The sequence below is a fragment of the Microbacterium sp. 10M-3C3 genome, assembly GCF_003931875.1.
Lineage (GTDB): Bacteria > Actinomycetota > Actinomycetes > Actinomycetales > Microbacteriaceae > Microbacterium.
Map to the genome: position 1 here is coordinate 1613526 of NZ_CP034245.1, position 20918 is coordinate 1634443.

The window sequence follows — 20918 nt, forward strand, 5'->3', positions numbered from 1 at the left end:
CGGCCGCGAAGACGATCGAGCCGCTCGTTCCCCTGAGTGTCGTCGGTGCTCGGTGCGGACGGCCGGTCGTCGTGAAGAGCGCGACCTCCTTCACCGTGACGACGGCGGGAGACCGGATCGTCCGTCTGGACGTCACGCCAGACCTGCTTCCGTCGTGGCAGAGCGTCGAGTCCGACATCGACGCGAACGCCGCCAGATGGGGCTGGTCGTCTGCCGACCTGCAGCAGCTCACCGACGACCTGGCCGGCGGCGTCGGCAGGCGTCGGACGGCGGGTCGTACGGCGCCCGCCTTCCCGCGATCGACCACGAAGGCGTTCGGATCGACGCCCGAGGTGACGATCGCCGGAGGCGCGAGCGTCGTCTACGGTTTCTCGCTGCCCGACTGACGCTGCCCCGGGTCAGTCCCGGCGGGCGTCCGGAGGTGTGACCGTGACCCAGTCGGCGAACTGGCGGAGCGCCCGTCGCCGGACGAGGTGCCGGTGAGTCGGCGGCGCACCCACGGTCCGACGTGGCGACGGTAGTAGGCCAGACCGCCGAGGCGGTCGGACGCACCTTCGGGCAGCGACCACCAGCCCTCCGGCACCCGCTCCCCAGTGCCTCGACGACGCGTGCGGCCACCCGATGGTGCCCGCGCGCGTTCATGTGGAGACGGTCCGCCGACCAGTACGGCGGTCGCGAGAGTTCGCGGTCCGGCCAGTTGAGCGCGCGCACGACGTCCGGGCCGATCGGCGACGCGCGAGACGACGCTCCGACAGCAGGTCACCGCGACGCTGCACGAGGCGCCCGAACGGCAGCTGCGCGGACGGGTTGGCACCCGACAGGAGCACAAGCCGTCACGCCCTCCTCGTCGCAGCGGCGCAAGACCTGGGAGAACGCGTCGGCGATCCGCGCGATGTCCGCGCGGGGGCGCCAGCATGTCGTTGCCGCCGCGTTGAACGACAGGTGCGTCGGATGCAGGGCCAGGGCCGGCTCGAGCTGCTCCTCCACGATCGGCCAACGAGCTTGCCCCGGATCGCGAGGTTCGCGTTACTGGATCGGCTCTCCCCGTGAGGCCGCCCACGCCTGCGCGGTCAGATCGGCCCAGCCCCGCACCGACCCGTCGGGCAGCTCGTCGCCCGACGCCCTCCGAGAACGAGTCGCCGGATCGACACGAAGCGCACGGATGCCATCGGATCAGCTACGACCGCCGCGCCGCGACCGCGTGCTCAGCGATCGTCGAGGGCCCGTCCGCGGCGATCGGCGAGCCCCCCACGTCGCCACGACAGCGACGACGAAGAACGCCGCGAAGACGACGAACACCGTGGGAGCCCCGCCGGCGGCGATGAGCGGCGGCACCGACAGCGGCGCGAGATCGACGCGATCCGGCGACTCCGGCGGCCCAGCCCCGACCCGGTCGCGCGCATCGAGGTCGGATATGTTCGGGCGTCACGGCGTACAGCGCGCCCCACGCGCCGAGGTTGGAGAACGACAGCGCCATCCCGCGGCGATGACGAAGCTTCACCGCTCGCCGGTGCGAACAGGAGGGCGGAGACCCGAGGAGCGGCAGGAAGACGGGCCGAGGGGTCGTCCGGCGGCCCCACACCTCGATGAGCCACGCGGCGACGGCGTAAGCCGGGCAGCTGCGCGAGCGTGATGACGAGCGTGAATCCGAACGAGGCCACCAGGTCGTAGCCCTGCGACACGAGGATCGACGGAATCCAGATGAAGGCGCCGTAGTACGAGAAGTTCACACAGAAACACACCACCCACAGGCTGGCCGTCCGTCGGCGGAACTCCGCCGACCACAACGCGCCGACCCGCTCCGACGCGCGCGGCCGCGACGGTCGGAGTGCCAGCGTCGCGGTGGCCACGGGCGCGGAGCCACCGGCCTCGCGCTCGAACGACGCGACGATCCCTCGGCGGCCGACGTCCGCCCCCGCCGTTCGAGCCATCGCGGCGACTCGGGAAGCGCCCAGCGGACCACCACCGCGTAGATCGCGGCACCGCGCCGAGCGCGAACGCCCAGCGCCAGCGTCCGCGGACGCGGGGATCACGAAGTAGCCGATGAGGGCCGCCGCCCGTCCAGCCGACCCGCCCAGAACGCCTCGAGGATCACGATGAGCGACCCCGGATCCGCGCCGGTGCGAACTCGCTCACATACGTCGAGGCGACGGGAAGTCCGCCCGAGACCGAGTCGACGAAGAAAGCGAGCGCGATCAGGATGCGAGGCGCCCGCAGCGCGCTCGCGCCGGTCCGCGAGGCCGTAGACGAGGAGAGTCACGGCGAACACCTGACGCGGCCGAACCGGTCGGCGAGGAGGCCTCCGAGGCTCGCGCCACGGCCATGCGGCGAAGCCCGCCGACGCGATCCACGCCGTCTCCCCCGGCTGCAGCGACCACTGCTGCCGAGGGCGGCGATGACGAACGAGATGAGACCGACGTCCATCGCGTCCAGCGCCCACCCGATCCCCGACCCACCGAGGATGCGGCGTGTCCGCGGGAGAAGCGAGACGGTCGAGACGCTCGGAGACGGTGCGACGCACGGGGGCGCTCATCCGTTCAGCCTACGGCTGCGGCTGCGGGCTGAGCATGTCCTGCACGAGCGGCACGACCTGCGTGCCGTACAGCTCGATGCTGCTCATGAGCCGGCTGTGGGCGATCGAGCCGCTGGCGAACTTCATGTCGAACCGCTGGATGCCGAGGGTGCGCACCGTGTCGGCGATCTTCCGCGCGACCGTCTCAGGAGACCCGACGTACAGCGCGCCCTCCGGTCCGACGTCGTGCTGGAAACGCAGACGGTTGTAGGCGGCCATCCGCGCTCGCGCCCGATCGTGTTGTTGAGCTCCGCGACCCCCTCGTACGCTTCCTCCCACGCCTGCTGGTCGGTGGCCGCCACGTGCCCCGGAGAGTGCACGCCGATCGGCAGCTGCGGCGTGCCGAGCTGCTCGAGCGACCGTCGTACAGCTGCGCGAACGGCTGGAAGCGGTGGGCGGGACCACCGATGATCGCCAGCATCAGGCCGTAGCCGTAGCGGGCGGCGCGCACGACCGACTCTGGCGACCCGCCGACGCCGACCCAGGCCTTCAGGCCGTTCTCGTCCTGGGGTACACGTCCGCATCGGTGAGCGACGCACGCAGGCGTCCCTGCCACGTGACCGGCTTCTCATCGAGGAGCAGGGAGAACAGCTCGAGCTTCTCCTCGAACAGCTCCTCGTAGTCCTTGAGGTCGTACCCGAACAGCGGGAAGGACTCGATGAAGGAGCCGCGACCCAGGATCACCTCGGCGCGTCCGTTCGAGACGGCGTCGAGCGTCGCGAAGCGCTCGTACACGCGCACCGGGTCGTCGGAGGAGAGCACCGTGACGGCGGTGCCGAGGTGGATGCTGCGCGTCCGTGAGGCGGCGGCGGCGAGCACGATCTCGGGGCTCGTGACGGCGAACTCCTTGCGGTGGTGCTCCCCCACCCCGAAGAACGACAAGCCGACCTGATCGGCCAGCTCCGCCTGATCCACGACGTTGCGGATGGTCTGTGCGTCGCTTTGCAGTGCGCCCTCGTCGTCGCGCGAGATGTCGCCGAACGTGTCGAGTCCGAGCTCGATGGCCTGATCACTCATTGCGTCTCCTTCGTATTCACCTGCATGAAACGCACGGGCGGCGCGCACATTCCCGAGCGGTGGGCCGTGCGTCGCGCGGCCCACCGGGTGTCAGGACGGCAGCAGGGCGCTGCGCAGGGTGTCGAGGCCGACGCCGCCGATGTCGAGGGCGCGCTTGTGGAACGCCTTGATGTCGAAAGCGTCGCCTTCCTTCTCGGCGACCTCGTCGCGTAACTGCTCCCAGATGCGCTGCCCGACCTTGTACGAGGGCGCCTGGCCTGGCCAGCCGAGGTAGCGGTTGACCGAAGCGCACGAACTCCTCCGACATGTTGACGTTGCGGAGCATGAACTGCAGCGCGTAGTCGTGGTCCCACGTCCCCTCGCCGTCGAGGCGCGGCTTCTCCAGGTGCACGCCGATGTCGAGCACGACGCGGGCCGCACGCATGCGCTGGCCGTCGAGCATCCCCAGGCGGTCGGCCGGGTCGTCGAGGAAGCCGAGCGACTCCATGAGGCGCTCCGCGTACAGCGCCCATCCCTCCGCATGACCCGACGTGCCGCCGAGCAGCCGACGCCATGCGTTCAGCTCGCGGCGGTTGTACACCGCCTGGGCGATCTGGAGGTGGTGGCCCGGCACGCCTTCGTGGTAGACCGTCGTGAGCTCGCGCCACGTGTCGAAGTCCTCGACGCCCTCGGGCACCGACCACCACATGCGGCCCGGGCGCGAGAAGTCGTCGGTGGGGCCGGTGTAGTAGATCCCGCCCTCCTTCGTCGGCGCGATCATGCACTCCAGCCGCCGGATCGGGTCGGGGATGTCGAAGTGCGTGCGGCCGAGCTCCTCGATCGCGCGGTCGCTCGTCTCCTGCATCCACTTCTGCAGCGCCGCCGTGCCGTGCAGCTTGCGCGTCGGGTCGGCCTCGAGGAAGGCCACCGCCTCCTCGACGCTCGCGCCGGCCTTGATCTCGTTCGCGATCGACTCCTGCTCGGCGACCATGCGGGCGAGCTCCTCGATCCCCCACTCGTACGTCTCGTCGATGTCGATCGTCGCGCCAAGGAAGCGGCGCGAGTGCATCGCGTACAGCTCACGACCCACGGCGTCCTTCTCAGACGCGGCGGGGGCGAGCTCGCGCGCGAGGAAGTCCGACAGCTCGCCGTACGCGACGCGCGCGGCGTTGGCGTTGTCGGCGAGCTCCCGCGCGAGGGAGGCCGGCAGCTGGCCGTCGCGGGGCGGCATCGGCGGCGAACTCGACGAAGTAGCCGTTGTCGGCGGTGTAGCGGCCGATCTGGGTCACGACCTCGTGCACCTGGCGGCGGGGGCACGAGACCGCGCGAGAGCCCCTCGCGCAGGGTCTCGATGTAGCCGTCGACGGCCGCCGGCAGCGCCTTGAGGCGGCGCGCGATGACCGCCCAGTCATCGGTGGTGTCGGTCGACATCAGGTCGAAGACCTGCCGGAGGTCCTGCGCGGGAGACGCGATGACGTTCAGGTCGCGCAGATGCCACTGCGCGTCGTGCAGATCGACGGCGAGCTGCAGCTCCCGCGACAGATCCTCCTTCGTGACGGCGTCGATCGCGTCGACCGGCTCGGCCGCCTCGAGATCGCGCAGCGTCGCGCGCGCAGCATCCGCGAGCTGATCGTGGCCCGCCGGCGACATGTCGCCGAAGCGGTCGTTGTGCTCGGTGCGGCCGATGTACGTCGCGAGCGTCGGCTCGAGCTCCGCCAGGGTGTCCACCCACGCGTCGGCGATCGTGTCGATCGGCGTGGGCTGCCGTGTTGCATCAGTCATGCGACCGAGCCTACGACCAGATCAGTGGCCGGCTTCGTTCCAGTCGCCGCCTCGCCCGATCTGCACGTCGAGGGGCACGCTCAGCTCGGCGGCGTCGCCCATGCGCGTCTGCACGATGCGCTCCGCCTCGTTCCACTCCCCCGGGGCGACCTCGACCACGAGCTCGTCGTGGATCTGCAGCAGGACGCGCGAGCGCATGCCGGCGGCGGCGAGGTCGTCGTGGATGTGGAAGAGCGCGATCTTCATGATGTCGGCCGCACTCCCCTGGATCGGGGCGTTCAGCGCCGCGCGCTCGGCGTTCTCGCGGAGCACGCGGTTCATGCTCGTGAGATCCGGGAAGGGGCGACGACGTCCGAAGATCGTCTCCGTGTAGCCGTCGACGCGGGCCTTCTCGACCGACGTGCGCAGGTAGTCGCGCACCGCGCCGAAGCGGGCGAAGTACTCGAGCATCAGCTCGCGCGCCTCGGTCTGCTCGATGCGCAGCTGCTTGGACAGGCCGAACGCCGACAGGCCGTACACGAGGCCGTACGACATGGCCTTCACCTTCGTGCGCATCGCGGGCGTCACGTCCTCGGGGGCGACGCCGAACACGCGCGCGCCGACGAAGCGGTGCAGGTCCTCCCCGAGTTGAACGCCTCCACCAGCCCGGGGTCACCGGACAGATGCGCCATGATGCGCATCTCGATCTGCGAGTAGTCCGCCGTCAGCAGCGTCTCGTACCCGGCGCCGACCTCGAACGCCGCGCGGATGCGGCTGCTCTCCTCGTTGCGGATCGGGATGTTCTGCAGGTTGGGGTCGGTGCTCGAGAGCCGCCCGGTCTGGCTGCCGGTCTGCAGGTAGGTCGTGTGGATGCGGCCGCCGTCGTCGATCGCGACGTCGAGCGATTCGATGATCTGCCGCAGCTTGGTCGCCTCGCGGTGCTGCAGGAGGAGGGCGAGGAACGGATGCGGGTGTTCTCCTGCAGGTCGGCCAGAGCCGCCGCATCCGTCGAGTAGCCCGACTTCGTCTTGCGGGTCTTGGGGAGTCCTAGCTCGTCGAAGAGCACCTCCTGGAGCTGCTTGGGCGAGCCGAGGTTCACTTCACGGCCGATCGCGGCGTACGCCTCCTGCGCGAGCGCATCGGCGCGGGCCGCGAGCTCGCCGGAGAACGTCGAGAGCTTCTCATGCGAGACGGCCACGCCCGCCAGCTCCATCGCGGCGAGGGCCCGCAGCGTCGGCAGCTCGATGTCGGTGAGCACCGCCGCGACGGGCTCCGGCAGCTCGGCCCGCACGGCCTCGGCCACGCGCAGCAGGAACCACGAGATCTGCCCCGGCGTCGCGCCCTCGGTCTCGGGGACGAGCTGCGTGGGGTCGGCCTCGGGGAGCTTCTCGCCCAGGTAGCGGGCGACGAGGTCGGCGAGGTACTTGTCGGGGAGGCTCGGGCGCAGCAGCCACCCCGCGAGCACGACGTCGAACGCGAGCCCCGACACCTCGAGCCCGTCGCGCAGCAGCGCCTTGACCTGTGGCTTCGCGTCGGCGAACACCTTCGGCGCGTCGGAGGCGAACCACGCGGCGACCGCGTCGCGCACTGCCGGCGACCACGTCGCCTCGACGGCCTCGCCGCCGGCGGACAGGCCGATGCGGTCGGGGCGGCCGCCGGCCACCTCGACCGTGACGCCGACGTCGCCCGATGCGGCGTCGAGCCACGCGCCGAGCGCGGCGGCGTCGACCTCGCGCGCGGCCGGGGCGGTGGCGACGGGGATCGACGCGTCGGAGCCCGTCGCATCCGCCCCCGCCACCTCGAACACGCGCGGCAGCAGCGTGCGGAACTCCAGCCGCGCGAAGATGTCGCGCACGGCCTGCGCGTCGATCGGCTGCGTCGCGAGGTCGGCCGGCCCGATGGGCAGCTCGACGTCGCGGACGAGCCGGTTGAGCGTGCGGTTGCGTCGTACGTCGTCGAGGTGCTCGCGCAGGTTGTTCCCCACGACGCCCGTGACCTTGTCGGCGTTCTCGAGCAGCGCGTCGAGCGAGCCGTACTGCGTGAGCCACTTGACGGCGGTCTTCTCCCCCACCTTCGGCACGCCCGGCAGGTTGTCGCTCGTCTCGCCGACGAGCGCGGCGATGTCGGGGTACTGCGCGGGCGGCAGGCCGTACTTCTCGACGACGGCGGCCGGGTCGTAGCGCTTGAGCTGCGAGACGCCCTGTACGTTCGGGTAGAGCAGGGTCACGTCGTCGTCGACGAGCTGGATCGTGTCGCGGTCGCCCGAGCACACGAGCACACGGAAGCCCTCCTCCTCGCCGCGCGTGGCGAGGGTGGCGAGGATGTCGTCGGCCTCGACCCCCTCCTTCTGCAGCACCGGCACGTTCATCGCGGCCAAGCACTCCTGCAGGAGCGGGATCTGGCCCTTGAACTCCGGGGGCGTCTCGGAGCGGTTCGCCTTGTACTCGGCGTACGCCTCGGTGCGGAACGAGTGGCGCGACGTGTCGAAGGCCACCGCGACGTGCGTCGGGCGCTCGGCCTTCAGGAGGTTCACGAACATCGACAGGAATCCGTAGATGCCGTTGGTGTGCTGGCCGTCCTTGGTCGAGAAGTTGTCGACGGGCAGCGCATAGAAGGCGCGGTACGCGAGCGAATGGCCGTCGACGACCAGAAGGGTAGGCTTTGCGGAGTCCGTCACCCGTCAAGCCTAACGACGGCCGCGGACATCCCTCGGCCCCTCCAGCGAAGGCGACGATGACTGCGAGCACCCCCGGAACCGTGGACGGCATCGACTGGGCGCGGCAGCGCGGCATGGGCGCCCTCGCCGACAAGATGGGCATCGAGTGGGTCGAGTTCACCGTCGAGCGGGCGGTCGCGACGATGCCCGTCGAGGGCAACACGCAGCCCGTCGGCCTGCTGCACGGCGGCGCGTACGTCGTGCTCGGTGAATCGCTCGGATCGATGGCCGCGAACCTCTACGCAGGCCCCGGCCGGCTCGCCGTCGGTGTCGACATCAACGCGACGCACACGCGCTCGGCCACGAGCGGGCTCGTGACGGGGGTGTGCACGCCGATCCACCTCGGGCGCTCGCTGACCGTGCACGAGATCGTCGTGACGGACGATCAGGGGCGCCGGTGCTCGACCGTGCGGATCACGAACCACATCAAGGACATGCCCGCGGGCTGAGCGGCGGCCGCGGCGGTCACGCCTCGGACGAGGCGGTCACGCCTTCTTGGGCGCGAGCTGCTCGATGATCGCCTTGGCGACGTCCTGCATGGTCAGACGGCGGTCCATCGACGCCTTCTGGATCCAGCGGAACGCCTCGGGCTCGGTGAGGCCCATCTTCTCGTTCAGCAGGCCCTTCGCGCGGTCGACGAGCTTGCGGGTCTCGAAGCGCTCGACCATGTCGGCGACCTCGGCCTCGAGCGTGATGATCTGCTCGTAGCGGGCGAGGGCGATCTCGATCGCCGGCAGGAGGTCGTTCGGGGTGAAGGGCTTGACGACGTAGGCGAGGGCGCCCGCCTCGCTCGCGCGCTCGACGAGCTCCTTCTGGCTGAAGGCGGTCAGCAGCACGACCGGCGCGATGTGGTTCTTGCTCAGGCGCTCGGCGGCGCTGATGCCGTCCAGCTGCGGCATCTTCACATCCATGATGACGAGGTCGGGGCGCAGCTCCGTCGCCAGCTGGACAGCGGTCTCGCCGTCACCGGCCTCGCCGACCACGTCGTACCCGTTGTCGCGGAGGATCTCCACGATGTCGAGGCGGATGAGCGACTCGTCCTCGGCCACGACGACGCGGCGGGGGGTGGATGCGGAGGGAGACTCTTGCTCGGTCACACATCCATCCTAGAGCGGGTCGTCCTCACGCGAGAACGCGCGGATGCACGGCCCGTGCGGGCGAAAGCGTGCATCCGCGCGTTCTCGCGGGGTCGATTCTCGTGCCGGTGGTGGGATTCGAACCCACACGCCCTTTCGGACAGAGCATTTTGAGTGCCCCGCGTCTGCCGTTCCGCCACACCGGCTCGCACGTCGGCATCGACCCTAGCGCAGACGTCGGGGGCGGACCGGAGTGGTCCGCCCCCAACGACGCGTCAGCGGTCGGCCTGATAGATCGGCGCGGCGCCGTGCACGGCGTCGCCCACGCGGTGCACGCGCAGGTCGTTCGTCGACCCGGCGATGCCGGGAGGGGAACCGGAGATCACGACGACCTTGTCGCCGACCTCGGCCAGCTTGTTCGTCAGGAGGTAGTCGTCCACCTGCAGGAACATCAGGTCGGTGTGCGCGACGTGCTCGACGAGGTTCGCCTTCACGCCCCACGTGAGCGCGAGGCGGCGGCGGATCCCGGGCTCCGGCGTGAACGCGAGCATCGGGATCATCGAGCGCAGCCGCGACAGGCGGCGGGCGGAGTCGCCCGACTCGGTGAACACGCACAGGTACTTCGCCTCGACGAAGTCGGCGACCTCGACGGCAGCGAGCGTGATCGCGCCGCCCTGCGTGCGCGGCTTGTTGGTCAGCGGCAGGATGCGCTCGAGGCCGTGCTCCTCCGTCGACTCGACGATGCGGGCCATGGTCTCGACGACGACCACCGGGTATGCGCCCACGCTCGTCTCGCCCGAGAGCATGACGGCGTCCGCGCCGTCGAGGACCGCGTTGGCCACGTCGCTCGTCTCGGCGCGCGTGGGGACGGGGCTCGAGATCATCGACTCGAGCATCTGCGTGGCGACGATGACGGGCTTGGCCATGCGGCGCGACAGCTCGACCGCGCGCTTCTGCACAATCGGCACCGCCTCCAGCGGCAGCTCGACGCCGAGGTCGCCGCGGGCGACCATGATGCCGTCGAAGGCGTCGACGATCTCCTCGAGGTTGTCGACGGCCTGGGGCTTCTCGATCTTGGCGATGATCGGGATCTGGCGCCCCTCTTCGGCCATGATCTCGTGCGCGCGCTCCACGTCCTTCGCGCTGCGCACGAACGACAGCGCGATGAGGTCGGCGCCGGTGCGCAGGCCCCAGCGGAGGTCCGCCTCGTCCTTCTCGCTCAGCGCCGGCACGTTCACCGCGACGCCGGGCAGGTTGATGCCCTTGTTGTTGGAGACCGGGCCGCCCACGACCACTTCGGTGGTCACGGTGGTGTCGTCGGCCTCCACGACGCGCACACGCACCTTGCCGTCGTCGATGAGGAGGAAATCGCCCGGGCGGACGTCCTGCGGCAGGCCCTTGAACGTCGTCGAGACGAGGTCCTTCGTGCCGGGCACGTCGTCGATCGTAATGCGGAAGATGTCGCCGGGCGCGAGATCGTGCGGGCCGTCGGCGAAGCGGCCGAGGCGGATCTTCGGGCCCTGCAGGTCGACGAGCACCGCGACGGCGCGCCCTGCGTCATCGGCCGCCTTGCGGACGTTGGCGAAGTTGGCGTCGTGCACGGAGTAGTCGCCGTGACTGAGGTTCAGGCGGGCGACGTCGACGCCGGCGTCGATGATGGCGCGGACCGCCTCATACGTCGACGTGGCGGGACCCAGGGTGGCGACGATCTTGGCGCGTCTCATCCGTGTGTGATCTCCGTGAGAGGGAAGGGTGGGGTGCTGGGCCGAAGGGCCTCGGCCAGCCTACGCGGGCTGCAGACCGATCGCGACATCGTGGGGGCGCACCGGCGCGGGCAGCACCGTCGAGCCCATGAGGTACTCGTCGACGGCTGCCGCTGCGGCGCGTCCCTCGGCGATCGCCCACACGATGAGCGACTGGCCGCGCCCGGCGTCGCCGGCCACGAACACGCCCGGCGTGGTCGTCGTCCACGCGTCGTCGCGCTCGAGGTTGCCGCGCTCCGTGAAGCGCGTGCCGAGCTGGTCCTCGAGCTGCGCGCGCTCGGGGCCGGTGAAGCCCATCGCGATGAGCACGAGGTCGGCGGGGATCTCGCGCTCGGTGCCGCTCTTGGGCACACGCCGGCCGTCGATGTACTCGGTCTCGGCGACGCGGAGCGCGCGCACCTCCCCCGCCTCATTCCCAAGGAACTCCACGGTGGAGGCGAGGTACGTGCGGTCCCCGCCCTCCTCGTGCGCCGAGGCGATCTCGAAGAGGTTCGGCATCATGGGCCACGGCTGGTCGGCCGGCCGCTCGGTGGGCGGCTGCTTGCCGATCGCGAGGTTGGTCACGCTGATCGCGCCCTGCCGGTGCGCCGTGCCGATGCAGTCGGCGCCGGTGTCGCCGCCGCCGATCACGACGACGTGCTTGCCCTCCGCGGTGATCTGGTGCGGCACCTGGTCGCCGGCGACGGCCTTGTTGGACTCGACGAGGTACTCCATCGCGAAGTGCACGCCGGCGAGGTCGCGGCCGGGGATCGGCAGGTCGCGCGGCACGGTGGCGCCGGTGGCGACCACGACGGCATCGTAACGGCTGCGCAGGTCGCTCCACGAGATGTCGCGGCCGATCTCGACCCCCGCGCGGAACCGGGTGCCCTCGTCGCGCATCTGGCGCAGGCGCGCCTCGAGGTGGCGCTTCTCCATCTTGAAGTCGGGGATGCCGTAGCGCAGCAGGCCGCCGATGCGGTCGTCTCGCTCGTACACCGCGACGGTGTGGCCGGCGCGCGTGAGCTGCTGCGCGGCGGCGAGGCCAGCCGGGCCCGAGCCCACGACGGCGACGGTCTTTCCCGTCAGCCGCTCGGGCGGCTCCGGCTCGACCCAGCCTGACGAGAACGCCTCGTCGGCGATCGAGACCTCGATCTGCTTGATCGTCACAGCCGGCTGGTTGATGCCCAGCACGCACGAGCTCTCGCACGGCGCGGGGCACAGCCGCCCGGTGAACTCCGGGAAGTTGTTGGTCGCGTGGAGCCGCTCGCTCGCCGAACGCCCCTCGCCGCGCCACGTGAGGTCGTTCCACTCGGGGATGAGGTTCCCCAGCGGGCAGCCCTTGTGGCAGAACGGGATGCCGCAGTCCATGCAGCGGCCGGCCTGCCGGCGGAGCGTCGCCGAGTCGCCCTGCTCGTACACCTCTTTCCAGTCGAGGATGCGCACGGGCACGGGGCGGCGCGGCGGCAGCTCGCGCTCGGTGGTCTTCAGAAAGCCCTTCGGGTCAGCCACCCGTCACCTCCAGGATGCGGTTCCAAACGACGTCGCCGTCGGGGTCGAGCCCCTCCTCCAGCGCCGCCTGACGGGTCTCCAGCACGGCCGCGTAGTCGCGCGGCACGACCCGGACGAAGTCGGCCGCGGTCTGCTCGAAGTCGTCGAGCATGCGCTGCGCGAGCACCGATCCGGTCTCGGCGACGTGCTCGGTGAGCAGGTCGCGGAGCATCTCGGCGTCGCCCGACCCGAGCTCGCCGAGGACCAGTTCGCCCGAGGCCAGCGCCTCGCGGTTGACCAGTCGCCGGTCGAGCTTGTAGACGTACGCCGTGCCGCCGGACATGCCGGCACCGAGGTTCCGCCCGGTCGCGCCGAGGATCACCGCGAGGCCGCCCGTCATGTACTCGAGCGCGTGGTCGCCCACGCCCTCGACGACCGCGGTCGCGCCGGAGTTGCGCACGAAGAACCGCTCACCCACGACGCCGCTGAGGAACAGCGACCCCTGCGTGGCGCCGTAGCCGATGACGTTGCCGGCGATGACGTTCTCGGATGCGGGGAACGTCGACGCGCGCGGCGGGCGCACGACGATCTTGCCGCCGGACAGGCCCTTGCCGACGTAGTCGTTCGAGTCGCCCTCGAGGCGCAGCACGATGCCCGCGGGCAGGAACGCGCCGAAGGACTGGCCGGCCGAGCCCGTCAGGTTGACCTGGATCGATCCGTTCGTCAGCCCCTGCGCGCCGTGCGCTCGCGTCACGCGGTTCCCGAGCATCGTCCCGACGGCTCGCGCGGTGTTGCGCACCGGCAGGTCGATCGTGATGTCGCCGCCGTGCGCGATGACGTCCTGCGCGCGCTCGATGAGCTGCACGTCGAAGTGCTCGTCGAGCTCGTGGTTCTGCGCACGACCCCAGCGGCGCGGCTCGTCGTCGGCGAACCGCGGGCCTTCGAGCACAGGCGCGAGGTCGAGGCCGCGGGCCTTCCAGTGCTCGACGGCGCCGTGGATGTCGAGGAGCTCGGCGTGGCCGACCGCCTCGTCGAGGCTGCGGAAGCCGAGCTGGGCGAGGTACTCGCGCACCTCCTCGGCGATGAACTCCATGAAGTTCACGACGAACTCGGGCTTGCCGGTGAACCGTGCACGCAGCGTGGGGTTCTGGGTCGCCACGCCCACCGGGCACGTGTCCAGGTGGCACACCCGCATCATGATGCAGCCGGAGACGACCAGCGGCGCCGTGGCGAAGCCGAACTCCTCGGCGCCCAGCAGCGCGCCGATGATGACGTCGCGTCCGGTCTTCAGCTGCCCGTCCACCTGCACGACGACGCGATCGCGCATGCCGTTGAGCATGAGCGTCTGCTGCGTCTCGGCCAGGCCCAGCTCCCACGGCGTGCCGGCGTGCTTGAGCGAGTTGAGCGGGCTCGCGCCGGTGCCGCCGTCGTGCCCGGAGACGAGGATGACGTCCGACAATGCCTTGGCGACGCCGGCGGCGACCGCGCCGATGCCCGACTGGCTCACGAGCTTGGTGTGGATGCGGGCATCCGGGTTCGCGCGCTTGAGGTCGAAGATGAGCTGCTTGAGGTCTTCGATCGAGTAGATGTCGTGGTGCGGCGGCGGCGAGATGAGTCCGACGCCCGGGGTCGCGTGCCGCGTGCGCGCGACCCACGGGTACACCTTCGCCGGCGGCAGCTGACCGCCCTCGCCGGGCTTGGCGCCCTGGGCGAGCTTGATCTGGATGTCGTCGGCCTCGGTGAGGTACAGGCTCGTCACGCCGAAGCGACCCGACGCGACCTGCTTGATCGCGCTGCGGCGCTCGGGGTCCAGGAGGCGGTCGACGTCCTCGCCGCCCTCGCCCGTGTTCGACTTCGCGCCGATGCGGTTCATCGCGATCGCGAGCGTCTCGTGCGCCTCCTGCGAGATGGAGCCGTAGCTCATCGCACCGGTGGAGAAGCGCTTGACGATCGAGGACACCGGCTCGACCTCGTCGATCGGCACGGGCGGGCGGACGCCCGTGCGCAGGCCGAACAGCCCGCGCAGGGTCTTCAGCTCGGCGGCCTGGTCGTCCACGAGACGCGTGTACTCGCGGAAGATGTCGTACCGGCGCTCGCGCGTGGCGTGCTGCAGGCGGAACACCGTGTCGGGGTTGAACAGGTGCGGGGCGCCGTCGCGGCGCCACTGGTACTCGCCGCCGGTCCAGAGCCGCTCGTGCGCGCGGGCCGCCGCGTCCTCGGGGTACGCGTAGGCGTGCCGCGCGGCGTTCTCCGCCGCGATGACCTCGAGCCCGACGCCGCCGAGCTTCGTCTCGGTGCCGGTGAAGTAGGCGTCGACGAACTCCTGCGACAGGCCGATGGCCTCGAACACCTGCGCGCCGGCGTACGACGACACGGTCGAGATGCCCATCTTCGACATGATCTTCAGCACGCCCTTGCCGAGCGCGTAGATGAGGTTGCGCACGGCCTTCTCGGGCGTGATGCCCGTGATGAAGCCGGCGCGCACGAGGTACTCGACCGTCTCCATCGCGAGGTACGGGTTGACCGCGGATGCGCCGTAGCCGATGAGCATCGCGACGTGGTGCACCTCGCGGACATCGCCCGCCTCCACGACGAGACCGACCTTCATGCGGGTCTCGTTGCGGATGAGGTGGTGGTGCACGGCCGCAAGCATCAGCAGCGACGGGATCGGCGCGAGGTCCTTGTTGGAGTCGCGGTCGCTGAGCACGATGAACTCGGCGCCGTCCTCGATGGCCTGGTCGACCTCGCGGCACATCTGCGCGAGGCGCTTCTGCATGCCCTTCGGGCCGGCCTCCACGCGGTACAGCCCGCGGATGGTGACGGACGAGCGGCCGGGCAGCGACGTGTCGATGTGCTGTATCTTCGCCAGCTCGTCGTTGTCGATGACCGGGAAGTCCAGAGTCACGGTGCGCGTGTGGTCGGGGCCCCAGGCGAGCAGGTTCCGCTCCGGACCGAGGCCGAGCGCGAGCGAGGTGACGACCTCTTCGCGGATCGAGTCCAGCGGCGGGTTGGTCACCTGCGCGAACTGCTGGGTGAAGTAGTCGAAGAGCAGCCGCGGCCGTTCGCTGAGCACCGCGACGGGCGTGTCGCTGCCCATCGCGCCGAGGGGCTCGGCGCCGGTCTGCCCCATCGGGGTCAGCAGCACGCGCACCTCCTCCTCGGTGTACCCGAACGTGCGCTGACGGCGGGTGATCGAGGCGATGGGGTGCACGATGTGCTCGCGCTCCGGGAGGTCCGACAGGCGCACGCGGCCGGCGTCGAGCCACTCGCCCCACGGCTCCTGGGTCGCGAGCTGCGCCTTGATCTCCTCGTCCTCGATGATGCGGCGCTGCGCCGTGTCGACGAGGAACATGCGACCGGGGCGCAGGCGCCCGCGGCGCTTGATGCGCTCGGGCGCGAAGTCGAGCACGCCCGTCTCGCTGCCGATCACGACGAGGCCGTCGGTCGTCTCGGTCCAGCGCCCGGGGCGCAGGCCGTTGCGGTCGAGGGTCGCGCCGACGAGCGTGCCGTCGGTGAAGATGAGGGCGGCCGGGCCGTCCCACGGCTCCATCTGGATGGCGTGGTAGTCGTAGAACGCCCGAAGATCGGGGCTGATGTCGGACTGCTTCTCGTACGCCTCCGGCACCATCATCATGATGGCGTGCGGGAGGCTCCGGCCCGTGAGCGTGAGCAGCTCCAGCACCTCATCGAAGGAGGCCGAGTCGCTGGCGCCGGGCGTGCAGATCGGCAGCAGCGGACGGATGTCGCCCAGCAGCTCGGACTCGAGCTGCGACTGGCGGGCGCGCATCCAGTTGCGGTTGCCGTTCACGGTGTTGATCTCGCCGTTGTGCGCGAGCATGCGCAGCGGCTGCGCGAGCGGCCACGAGGGGAACGTGTTCGTCGAGTAGCGCGAGTGCACCACCGCGAGCTCGGACGCGAAGCGCTCGTCCTGCAGGTCGGGGTAGAACGGCTCCAGCTGCAGCGTCGTGACCATGCCCTTGTACCCGAGCGTGCGGCTCGAGAGCGACACGAAGTACGCGTCGAGGTCGTGACGCGCGCGCTTGCGCAGGCGGTACACGCGGCGGTCGAGCGCGATCCCCGACAGGGCCTCGGCGTCGCCGACGGCGGGTCGTGACACGAACAGCTGCTCGAACGCCGGGCGCGCCTCGTACGCGAGCTTGCCGAGGTTCTCGGCCTCGACCGGCACCCCGCGCCAGCCGAGCACGACGAGGTTCTCGCTCTGCGCGATGCGCTCGATACCGGCCTTCATCGCGGCGCGCTCGTCGGCGTCGCGCGGCAGGAACGCCATGCCGGCGGCGTACTCGCCGACCGGGGGCAGCTCGAAGTCGACGACGGCGCGCAGGAATGCGTCGGGCATCTGCGTGAGGATGCCCGCACCATCGCCGGTGCCCGCGTCCGACCCGATCGCCCCGCGGTGCTCGAGGTTGCGCAGTGCCGTCAGCGCGAGATCGATGATGTCGTGGCCGGGCTCGCCGCGCAGGGTCGCGACCATGGCGAGACCGCACGCGTCCTTCTCGAAGGCAGGGTTGTACATCCCCTGTCGCGCCGGCAAGGCGCCGCCGGGGGTGACGGGTGTGCCGGGAAGAGGGCTCGAGGCCATACCTACCGTCCTCAGTTGATACTCAAGATGGGACGACGTCGGCCCAGATGTCTACTTCGTGGCTGTGTGCGTTGTGACGGTGGTGCTTGTGGCGGCGCCGACGCGATCCTCCGTCGCGGGCGGTTCGCTCACGTCGACGAAGTCGTTGGGGTTCCGTGATTCTACCCCGGCTTTGCCCTTGGCCTCGCGTCCGGGCTGATACGGCGAGGGCTCGTACCCCGGGTGGCGGCGCTTCTGGACGAAGAACACGACGATGCCGAGGAGGACCGCGGCGATGGCCGCCCATACGTTCGTGCGGATGCCGAAGTAGATCTCGCTCGGGTCGATGCGGATGGATTCCCACACGATGCGCCCGGCGCCGTACCAGATGAGGTAGAGCGCGAACAGGCGTCCCCACTGCAGGCGGAAGCGGTGACCCACCCACAGCAGCACCGCGGCGCCGAGGAGGTTCCACAGGACCTCGTACAGGAACGTGGGGTGAAAAAGCGTTCCCGGGGCCAGGCCCGCAGGGAAGGCGGGGTTGGTGCTCTCGATCTCGAGCCCCCACGGCAGGTCGGTGGGAAGGCCGAACAGCTCGTGGTTGAACCAGTTGCCGAAGCGTCCGAGCGCCTGCGCGATGAGCAGACCGGGCGCGAGCGCGTCGGCGAACGACGTGAAGCGGATGCCGGTCCACCGGCAGCCGAGCCACGCCCCGATGCCGCCGCCGATGAGGGCGCCGAAGATCGCGATGCCGCCCTCCCAGATCGCCCACACCGAGCCGGGCTGGAACGGGTTCCACGGGTTGGAGCCCGGCCCGAAGTAGAAGCCCGGGTGGGTGAGCACGTGGAAGATGCGCGCCCCGATGATGGCCAGCGGGACCGCGAGCAGCGCGATGTCGATCACGACCCAGCGCTCGGCGCCGCGACGCGAGAGACGGTGGTTCGTCAGGAGCACCGCGACGATGATCCCCGCGATGATGCACAGCGCGTAGAAGTGGATGCGCAGCGAGAACGAGAAGATCGGCACGTCGATGTAGCTGACGGGCGGGCTCGGGATGCTGGCGAGCACGGCGGATCCCGCGCTCGTGAGGGCGAACGACATGGGTTCGAGTCTAAGCGGGGCGGGCCGTGCCCGCCGACAGCTCCCGCGCCGAGGCCGCGAGGCCCTCGACGCCGCCGTCGCGGAGCGCGCGCACGAGCGCCGTGCCGACGATCGCGCCGTCGGCGTACTCCATGACGCCCGCGACCTGCGCGGCGTTGGAGATGCCGATGCCGACGCACGCGCGCTCGGCGCGGCGCTCACGCAGGCGCGTCACGAGCCCGCGGGCGGCGGCGTCCAGCTGCGCCCGCTCCCCCGTGATGCCCATCGTGGAGACGGTGTAGACGAACCCGGTGGAGGCCGCGACGATCATGTCGAGCCGCTCGTCGGTGGAGGTCGGCGCGGCGAGGAAGACGCGGTCGAGGCCGGTCCGCTCGGAGGCGGCGATCCACTCCGCGGCGGCGTCGGGGGTGATGTCGGGCGTGATGAGACCCGCCCCGCCGGCGGCGAGCAGCGCATCGGCGTATCGATCGACGCCGTACTGCACGACGGGATTCCAGTACGTCATGACGAGCACGGGCACATCGACCTGCCGCGTGATCTCCGCAATCGTCGGGAAGAGGTCGCGCAGGCGGAACCCGGCGGCCAGCGCCGTCTGCGTCGCCTCCTGGATGACGGGGCCGTCCATGACGGGGTCGCTGTAGGGCGGGCCGATCTCCAGCACGTCGGCGCCGTTCTCGGCGAGGGCCACCGCGGCGGCGATGCTCGTGTCGATGTCGGGGAACCCGGCCGGCAGGTACCCGACGAGCGCGCCGCGCCCCTCGGCGTGCGCGGCGTCGATCGCCGCAGCCACGCGGGAGGTCACAGCTTGGTCCCGACGCCGTGCGCCGCGTCGACGTCGGCGGCGGCCGCGGCGAGGGCCTCGGCGGGGTCGCGGTCGTACAGCTCGAAGTAACGGGCGGCGGTGTCCATGTCCTTGTCACCGCGTCCGGACAGGCAGATGGCGAGCACCGCGTCGGGGCCGAGCTCGCGTCCGATCCGGAGCGCGCCGGCCAGCGCGTGCGCCGATTCGATCGCGGGGATGATGCCCTCGGTCTCGCTGAGCAGGCGCAGCGCCTGCATCGCCTCGTCGTCGGTGGCGGGGATGTACTCGGCCCGTCCGATCGCGGCCAGCCACGCGTGCTCGGGGCCGACGCCCGGATAGTCCAGGCCCGCGGAGATGGAGTGCGACTCGACGGTCTGACCGTCCTCGTCCTGGAGGACGAACGTGCGGGCCCCGTGGAGCACGCCCGCGCGGCCGCGCTCGATAGAGGCGGCGTGGCGCGGGGTGTCGACGCCGTCGCCGGCCGCTTCGACGCCGTACAGCTTGACGTCGGCGTCGTCGAGGAACGCGTCGAACATGCCGATCGCGTTCGACCCGCCGCCCACGCACGCGAAGACCGCGTCGGGAAGGCGGCCGACCTCGTCGAGGAGCTGCTGCCGCGCCTCCTCGCCGATGATCTTCTGGAAGTCGCGCACCATCGCCGGGAACGGGTGCGGGCCGGCCGCGGTGCCGAAGATGTAGTTCGTCGTCTCGACGCTCGCGACCCAGTCGCGGTAGGCCTCGTTGATCGCGTCCTTGAGCGTGCGCGAGCCCGTGCGCACCGGAATGACCTCGGCGCCGAGGAGCCGCATCCGCGCGACGTTCAGCGCCTGCCGCTCGGTGTCGACCTCGCCCATGTAGATCGTGCAGTCGAAGCCGAACAGCGCGGCGGCGGTCGCGGTGGCCACCCCGTGCTGGCCGGCGCCGGTCTCGGCGATCACGCGCGTCTTGCCGAGGCGCTGGGTGAGGAGCGCCTGGCCGAGCACGTTGTTGATCTTGTGCGATCCGGTGTGGTTGAGGTCTTCGCGCTTCAGGAAGACGCGGGCGCCGCCGGCGTGGGCGGCGAAGCGCGGCACCTCCGTGAGGACGGACGGGCGTCCCGCGTAGCTGTGCAGCAGGCCGCGCAGCTCGTCGAGGAAGGCCGGATCGGCCATCGCCGCCTCGTAGACGGCGGTCAGCTCGTCGATGGCGGCGATGAGCGACTCGGGCATGTACCGGCCGCCGAAGTCGCCGAAGAACGGACCGGGCTGGTCGCGCAGGCTCATGAGGGGTGCACCTCCTGGGTGTCGCGGATGCCGCGGAACGCGCGGAGCGTCGCGACGGGATCGCCCGTCACGAGCGCCTCGCCCACGAGGACGACGTCGGCGCCCGCGGCACGGTAGTGCGCGACGTCCTCGGGCGTGCGCACGGCGGATTCGGCGATCTTGACGGCGTCGGCGGGGATGCGCTCGACGAGCCGCCCGAACAGATCGCGGTCGAGTTCGAAGGTCGAGAGGTCGCGGGCGTTGACGCCGATGAGGCTCGCGCCCAGGTCGGCGGCGCGCTCGACCTCGTCGAGGGAGTGGGTCTCGACGAGCGGGGTCATGCCCAGCTCGAGGACGAGCGCGTGCAGCTGCGTCAGCACCCGCGGCTCGAGGCCCGCGACGATGAGGAGGACGATGTCGGCGCCCGCGGCACGGGCTTCGAACACCTGGTAGGGCGTCGCGATGAAGTCCTTGCGCAGCATCGGCAGCGACACTGCGGCGCGGACGGCCTCGAGGTCGGCGAGGCTTCCCTTGAACCGGCGCTGCTCCGTCAGGACGGAGATGGCAGTTGCACCGCCCTCCTCGTACCGCGACGCCTGGAGCGCCGGGTCGGGGATCGCGGCCAGGTCGCCGCGCGACGGGCTCGCGCGCTTGACCTCGGCGATGATCTTGACGATGTCGGCCGGCGCAAGCGCGGCGCGGGCGTCGAGGGCCGGGGGCGCCGCCGCGGCGGCGCGCTCGACGTCGGCGAGCGGCCGTGTCGCGGCCCGCGCCTCGGCGTCTTCGACCGCTCCCGCGGTGAGCTCGGCGAGCAGATTCGTGGTCATGGGCTGTCGCTCCTCGA

General features: G+C 71.0%; 10 protein-coding genes, 1 tRNA gene and 3 pseudogenes. 2 read left to right on the plus strand and 12 right to left on the minus strand.

The features are described 5' to 3' along the window. The first annotated feature begins 71 nt into the window (after positions 1–71). Positions 72–386 carry a hypothetical protein gene (locus EI169_RS07735; protein ID WP_125131818.1) on the plus strand — a complete coding sequence of 105 codons (315 nt, stop codon included), beginning with the start codon at positions 72–74 and terminating at the stop codon, positions 384–386. Between the two features lie 2156 nt (positions 387–2542). On the opposite strand, the pseudogene EI169_RS07750 reads toward EI169_RS07735, so the two are convergent. From EI169_RS07750 to polA, 3 pseudogenes are all read right to left on the minus strand, one after another. Continuing rightward, positions 2543–3589, minus strand: a pseudogene (locus EI169_RS07750) (LLM class flavin-dependent oxidoreductase). Positions 3590–3679: 90 nt separating this feature from the next. Further along, positions 3680–5350: pseudogene (locus tag EI169_RS07755) on the minus strand (DUF885 domain-containing protein). A 21-nt stretch (positions 5351–5371) separates the two neighbouring features. Beyond that, positions 5372–8006, minus strand: a pseudogene (gene polA, locus EI169_RS07760) (DNA polymerase I). A gap of 56 nt (positions 8007–8062) precedes the next feature. On the opposite strand from polA, the gene EI169_RS07765 reads away from it, so the two are divergent. Continuing rightward, complete coding sequence (locus EI169_RS07765; protein ID WP_125131819.1) at positions 8063–8494, plus strand: hotdog fold thioesterase; 432 nt, start codon at positions 8063–8065, stop codon at positions 8492–8494. Positions 8495–8530: 36 nt separating this feature from the next. On the opposite strand, the gene EI169_RS07770 is transcribed toward EI169_RS07765, so the two are convergent. From EI169_RS07770 to trpC, 9 genes are all read right to left on the minus strand, one after another. Then, entirely contained in the window at positions 8531–9142 is a 612-nt protein-coding gene (locus EI169_RS07770; RefSeq protein ID WP_125131820.1) for a response regulator, read from the minus strand. 102 nt (positions 9143–9244) lie between these two features. After that, positions 9245–9327, minus strand: a tRNA-Leu gene (locus EI169_RS07775). Positions 9328–9396: 69 nt separating this feature from the next. Then, entirely contained in the window at positions 9397–10845 is a 1449-nt protein-coding gene (pyk, locus tag EI169_RS07780) for a pyruvate kinase (RefSeq protein WP_125131821.1), read from the minus strand. 60 nt (positions 10846–10905) lie between these two features. Continuing rightward, entirely contained in the window at positions 10906–12372 is a 1467-nt protein-coding gene (locus tag EI169_RS07785) for a glutamate synthase subunit beta (RefSeq protein ID WP_125131822.1), read from the minus strand. Further along, positions 12365–16885, minus strand: coding sequence for a glutamate synthase large subunit (gene gltB / locus EI169_RS07790; RefSeq protein WP_205783943.1), 4521 nt, complete (start codon positions 16883–16885; stop codon positions 12365–12367). Before gltB ends, EI169_RS07785 begins: the two co-directional genes overlap by 8 nt. Before the next feature lie 117 nt (positions 16886–17002). Then, a complete protein-coding gene (gene lgt / locus EI169_RS07795; RefSeq protein ID WP_125131824.1) occupies positions 17003–18031 on the minus strand; it encodes a prolipoprotein diacylglyceryl transferase in 1029 nt (342 codons plus the stop codon). A 10-nt stretch (positions 18032–18041) separates the two neighbouring features. Then, positions 18042–18833 (minus strand): tryptophan synthase subunit alpha, encoded by a 792-nt coding sequence (gene trpA / locus EI169_RS07800; protein ID WP_125131825.1) that lies wholly within the window; start codon positions 18831–18833, stop codon positions 18042–18044. Then, complete coding sequence (gene trpB, locus EI169_RS07805; protein WP_125131826.1) at positions 18830–20095, minus strand: tryptophan synthase subunit beta; 1266 nt, start codon at positions 20093–20095, stop codon at positions 18830–18832. Before trpB ends, trpA begins: the two co-directional genes overlap by 4 nt. Continuing rightward, a complete protein-coding gene (trpC, locus tag EI169_RS07810; protein ID WP_125133374.1) occupies positions 20092–20889 on the minus strand; it encodes an indole-3-glycerol phosphate synthase TrpC in 798 nt (265 codons plus the stop codon). The genes trpB and trpC overlap by 4 nt, the downstream gene beginning before the upstream one ends. Between the last annotated feature and the right edge of the window lie 29 nt (positions 20890–20918).

Excerpts from the sequence above, each read along its gene's own strand:
- EI169_RS07765 (WP_125131819.1), top strand. The coding sequence starts at position 8,063 with ATGACTGCGAGCACCCCCGGAACCGTGGACGGCATCGACTGGGCGCGG.
- pyk (WP_125131821.1), bottom strand. The coding sequence starts at position 10,845 with ATGAGACGCGCCAAGATCGTCGCCACCCTGGGTCCCGCCACGTCGACG.
- gltB (WP_205783943.1), bottom strand. The coding sequence starts at position 16,885 with ATGTACAACCCTGCCTTCGAGAAGGACGCGTGCGGTCTCGCCATGGTC.
- lgt (WP_125131824.1), bottom strand. The coding sequence starts at position 18,031 with ATGTCGTTCGCCCTCACGAGCGCGGGATCCGCCGTGCTCGCCAGCATC.
- trpB (WP_125131826.1), bottom strand. The coding sequence starts at position 20,095 with ATGAGCCTGCGCGACCAGCCCGGTCCGTTCTTCGGCGACTTCGGCGGC.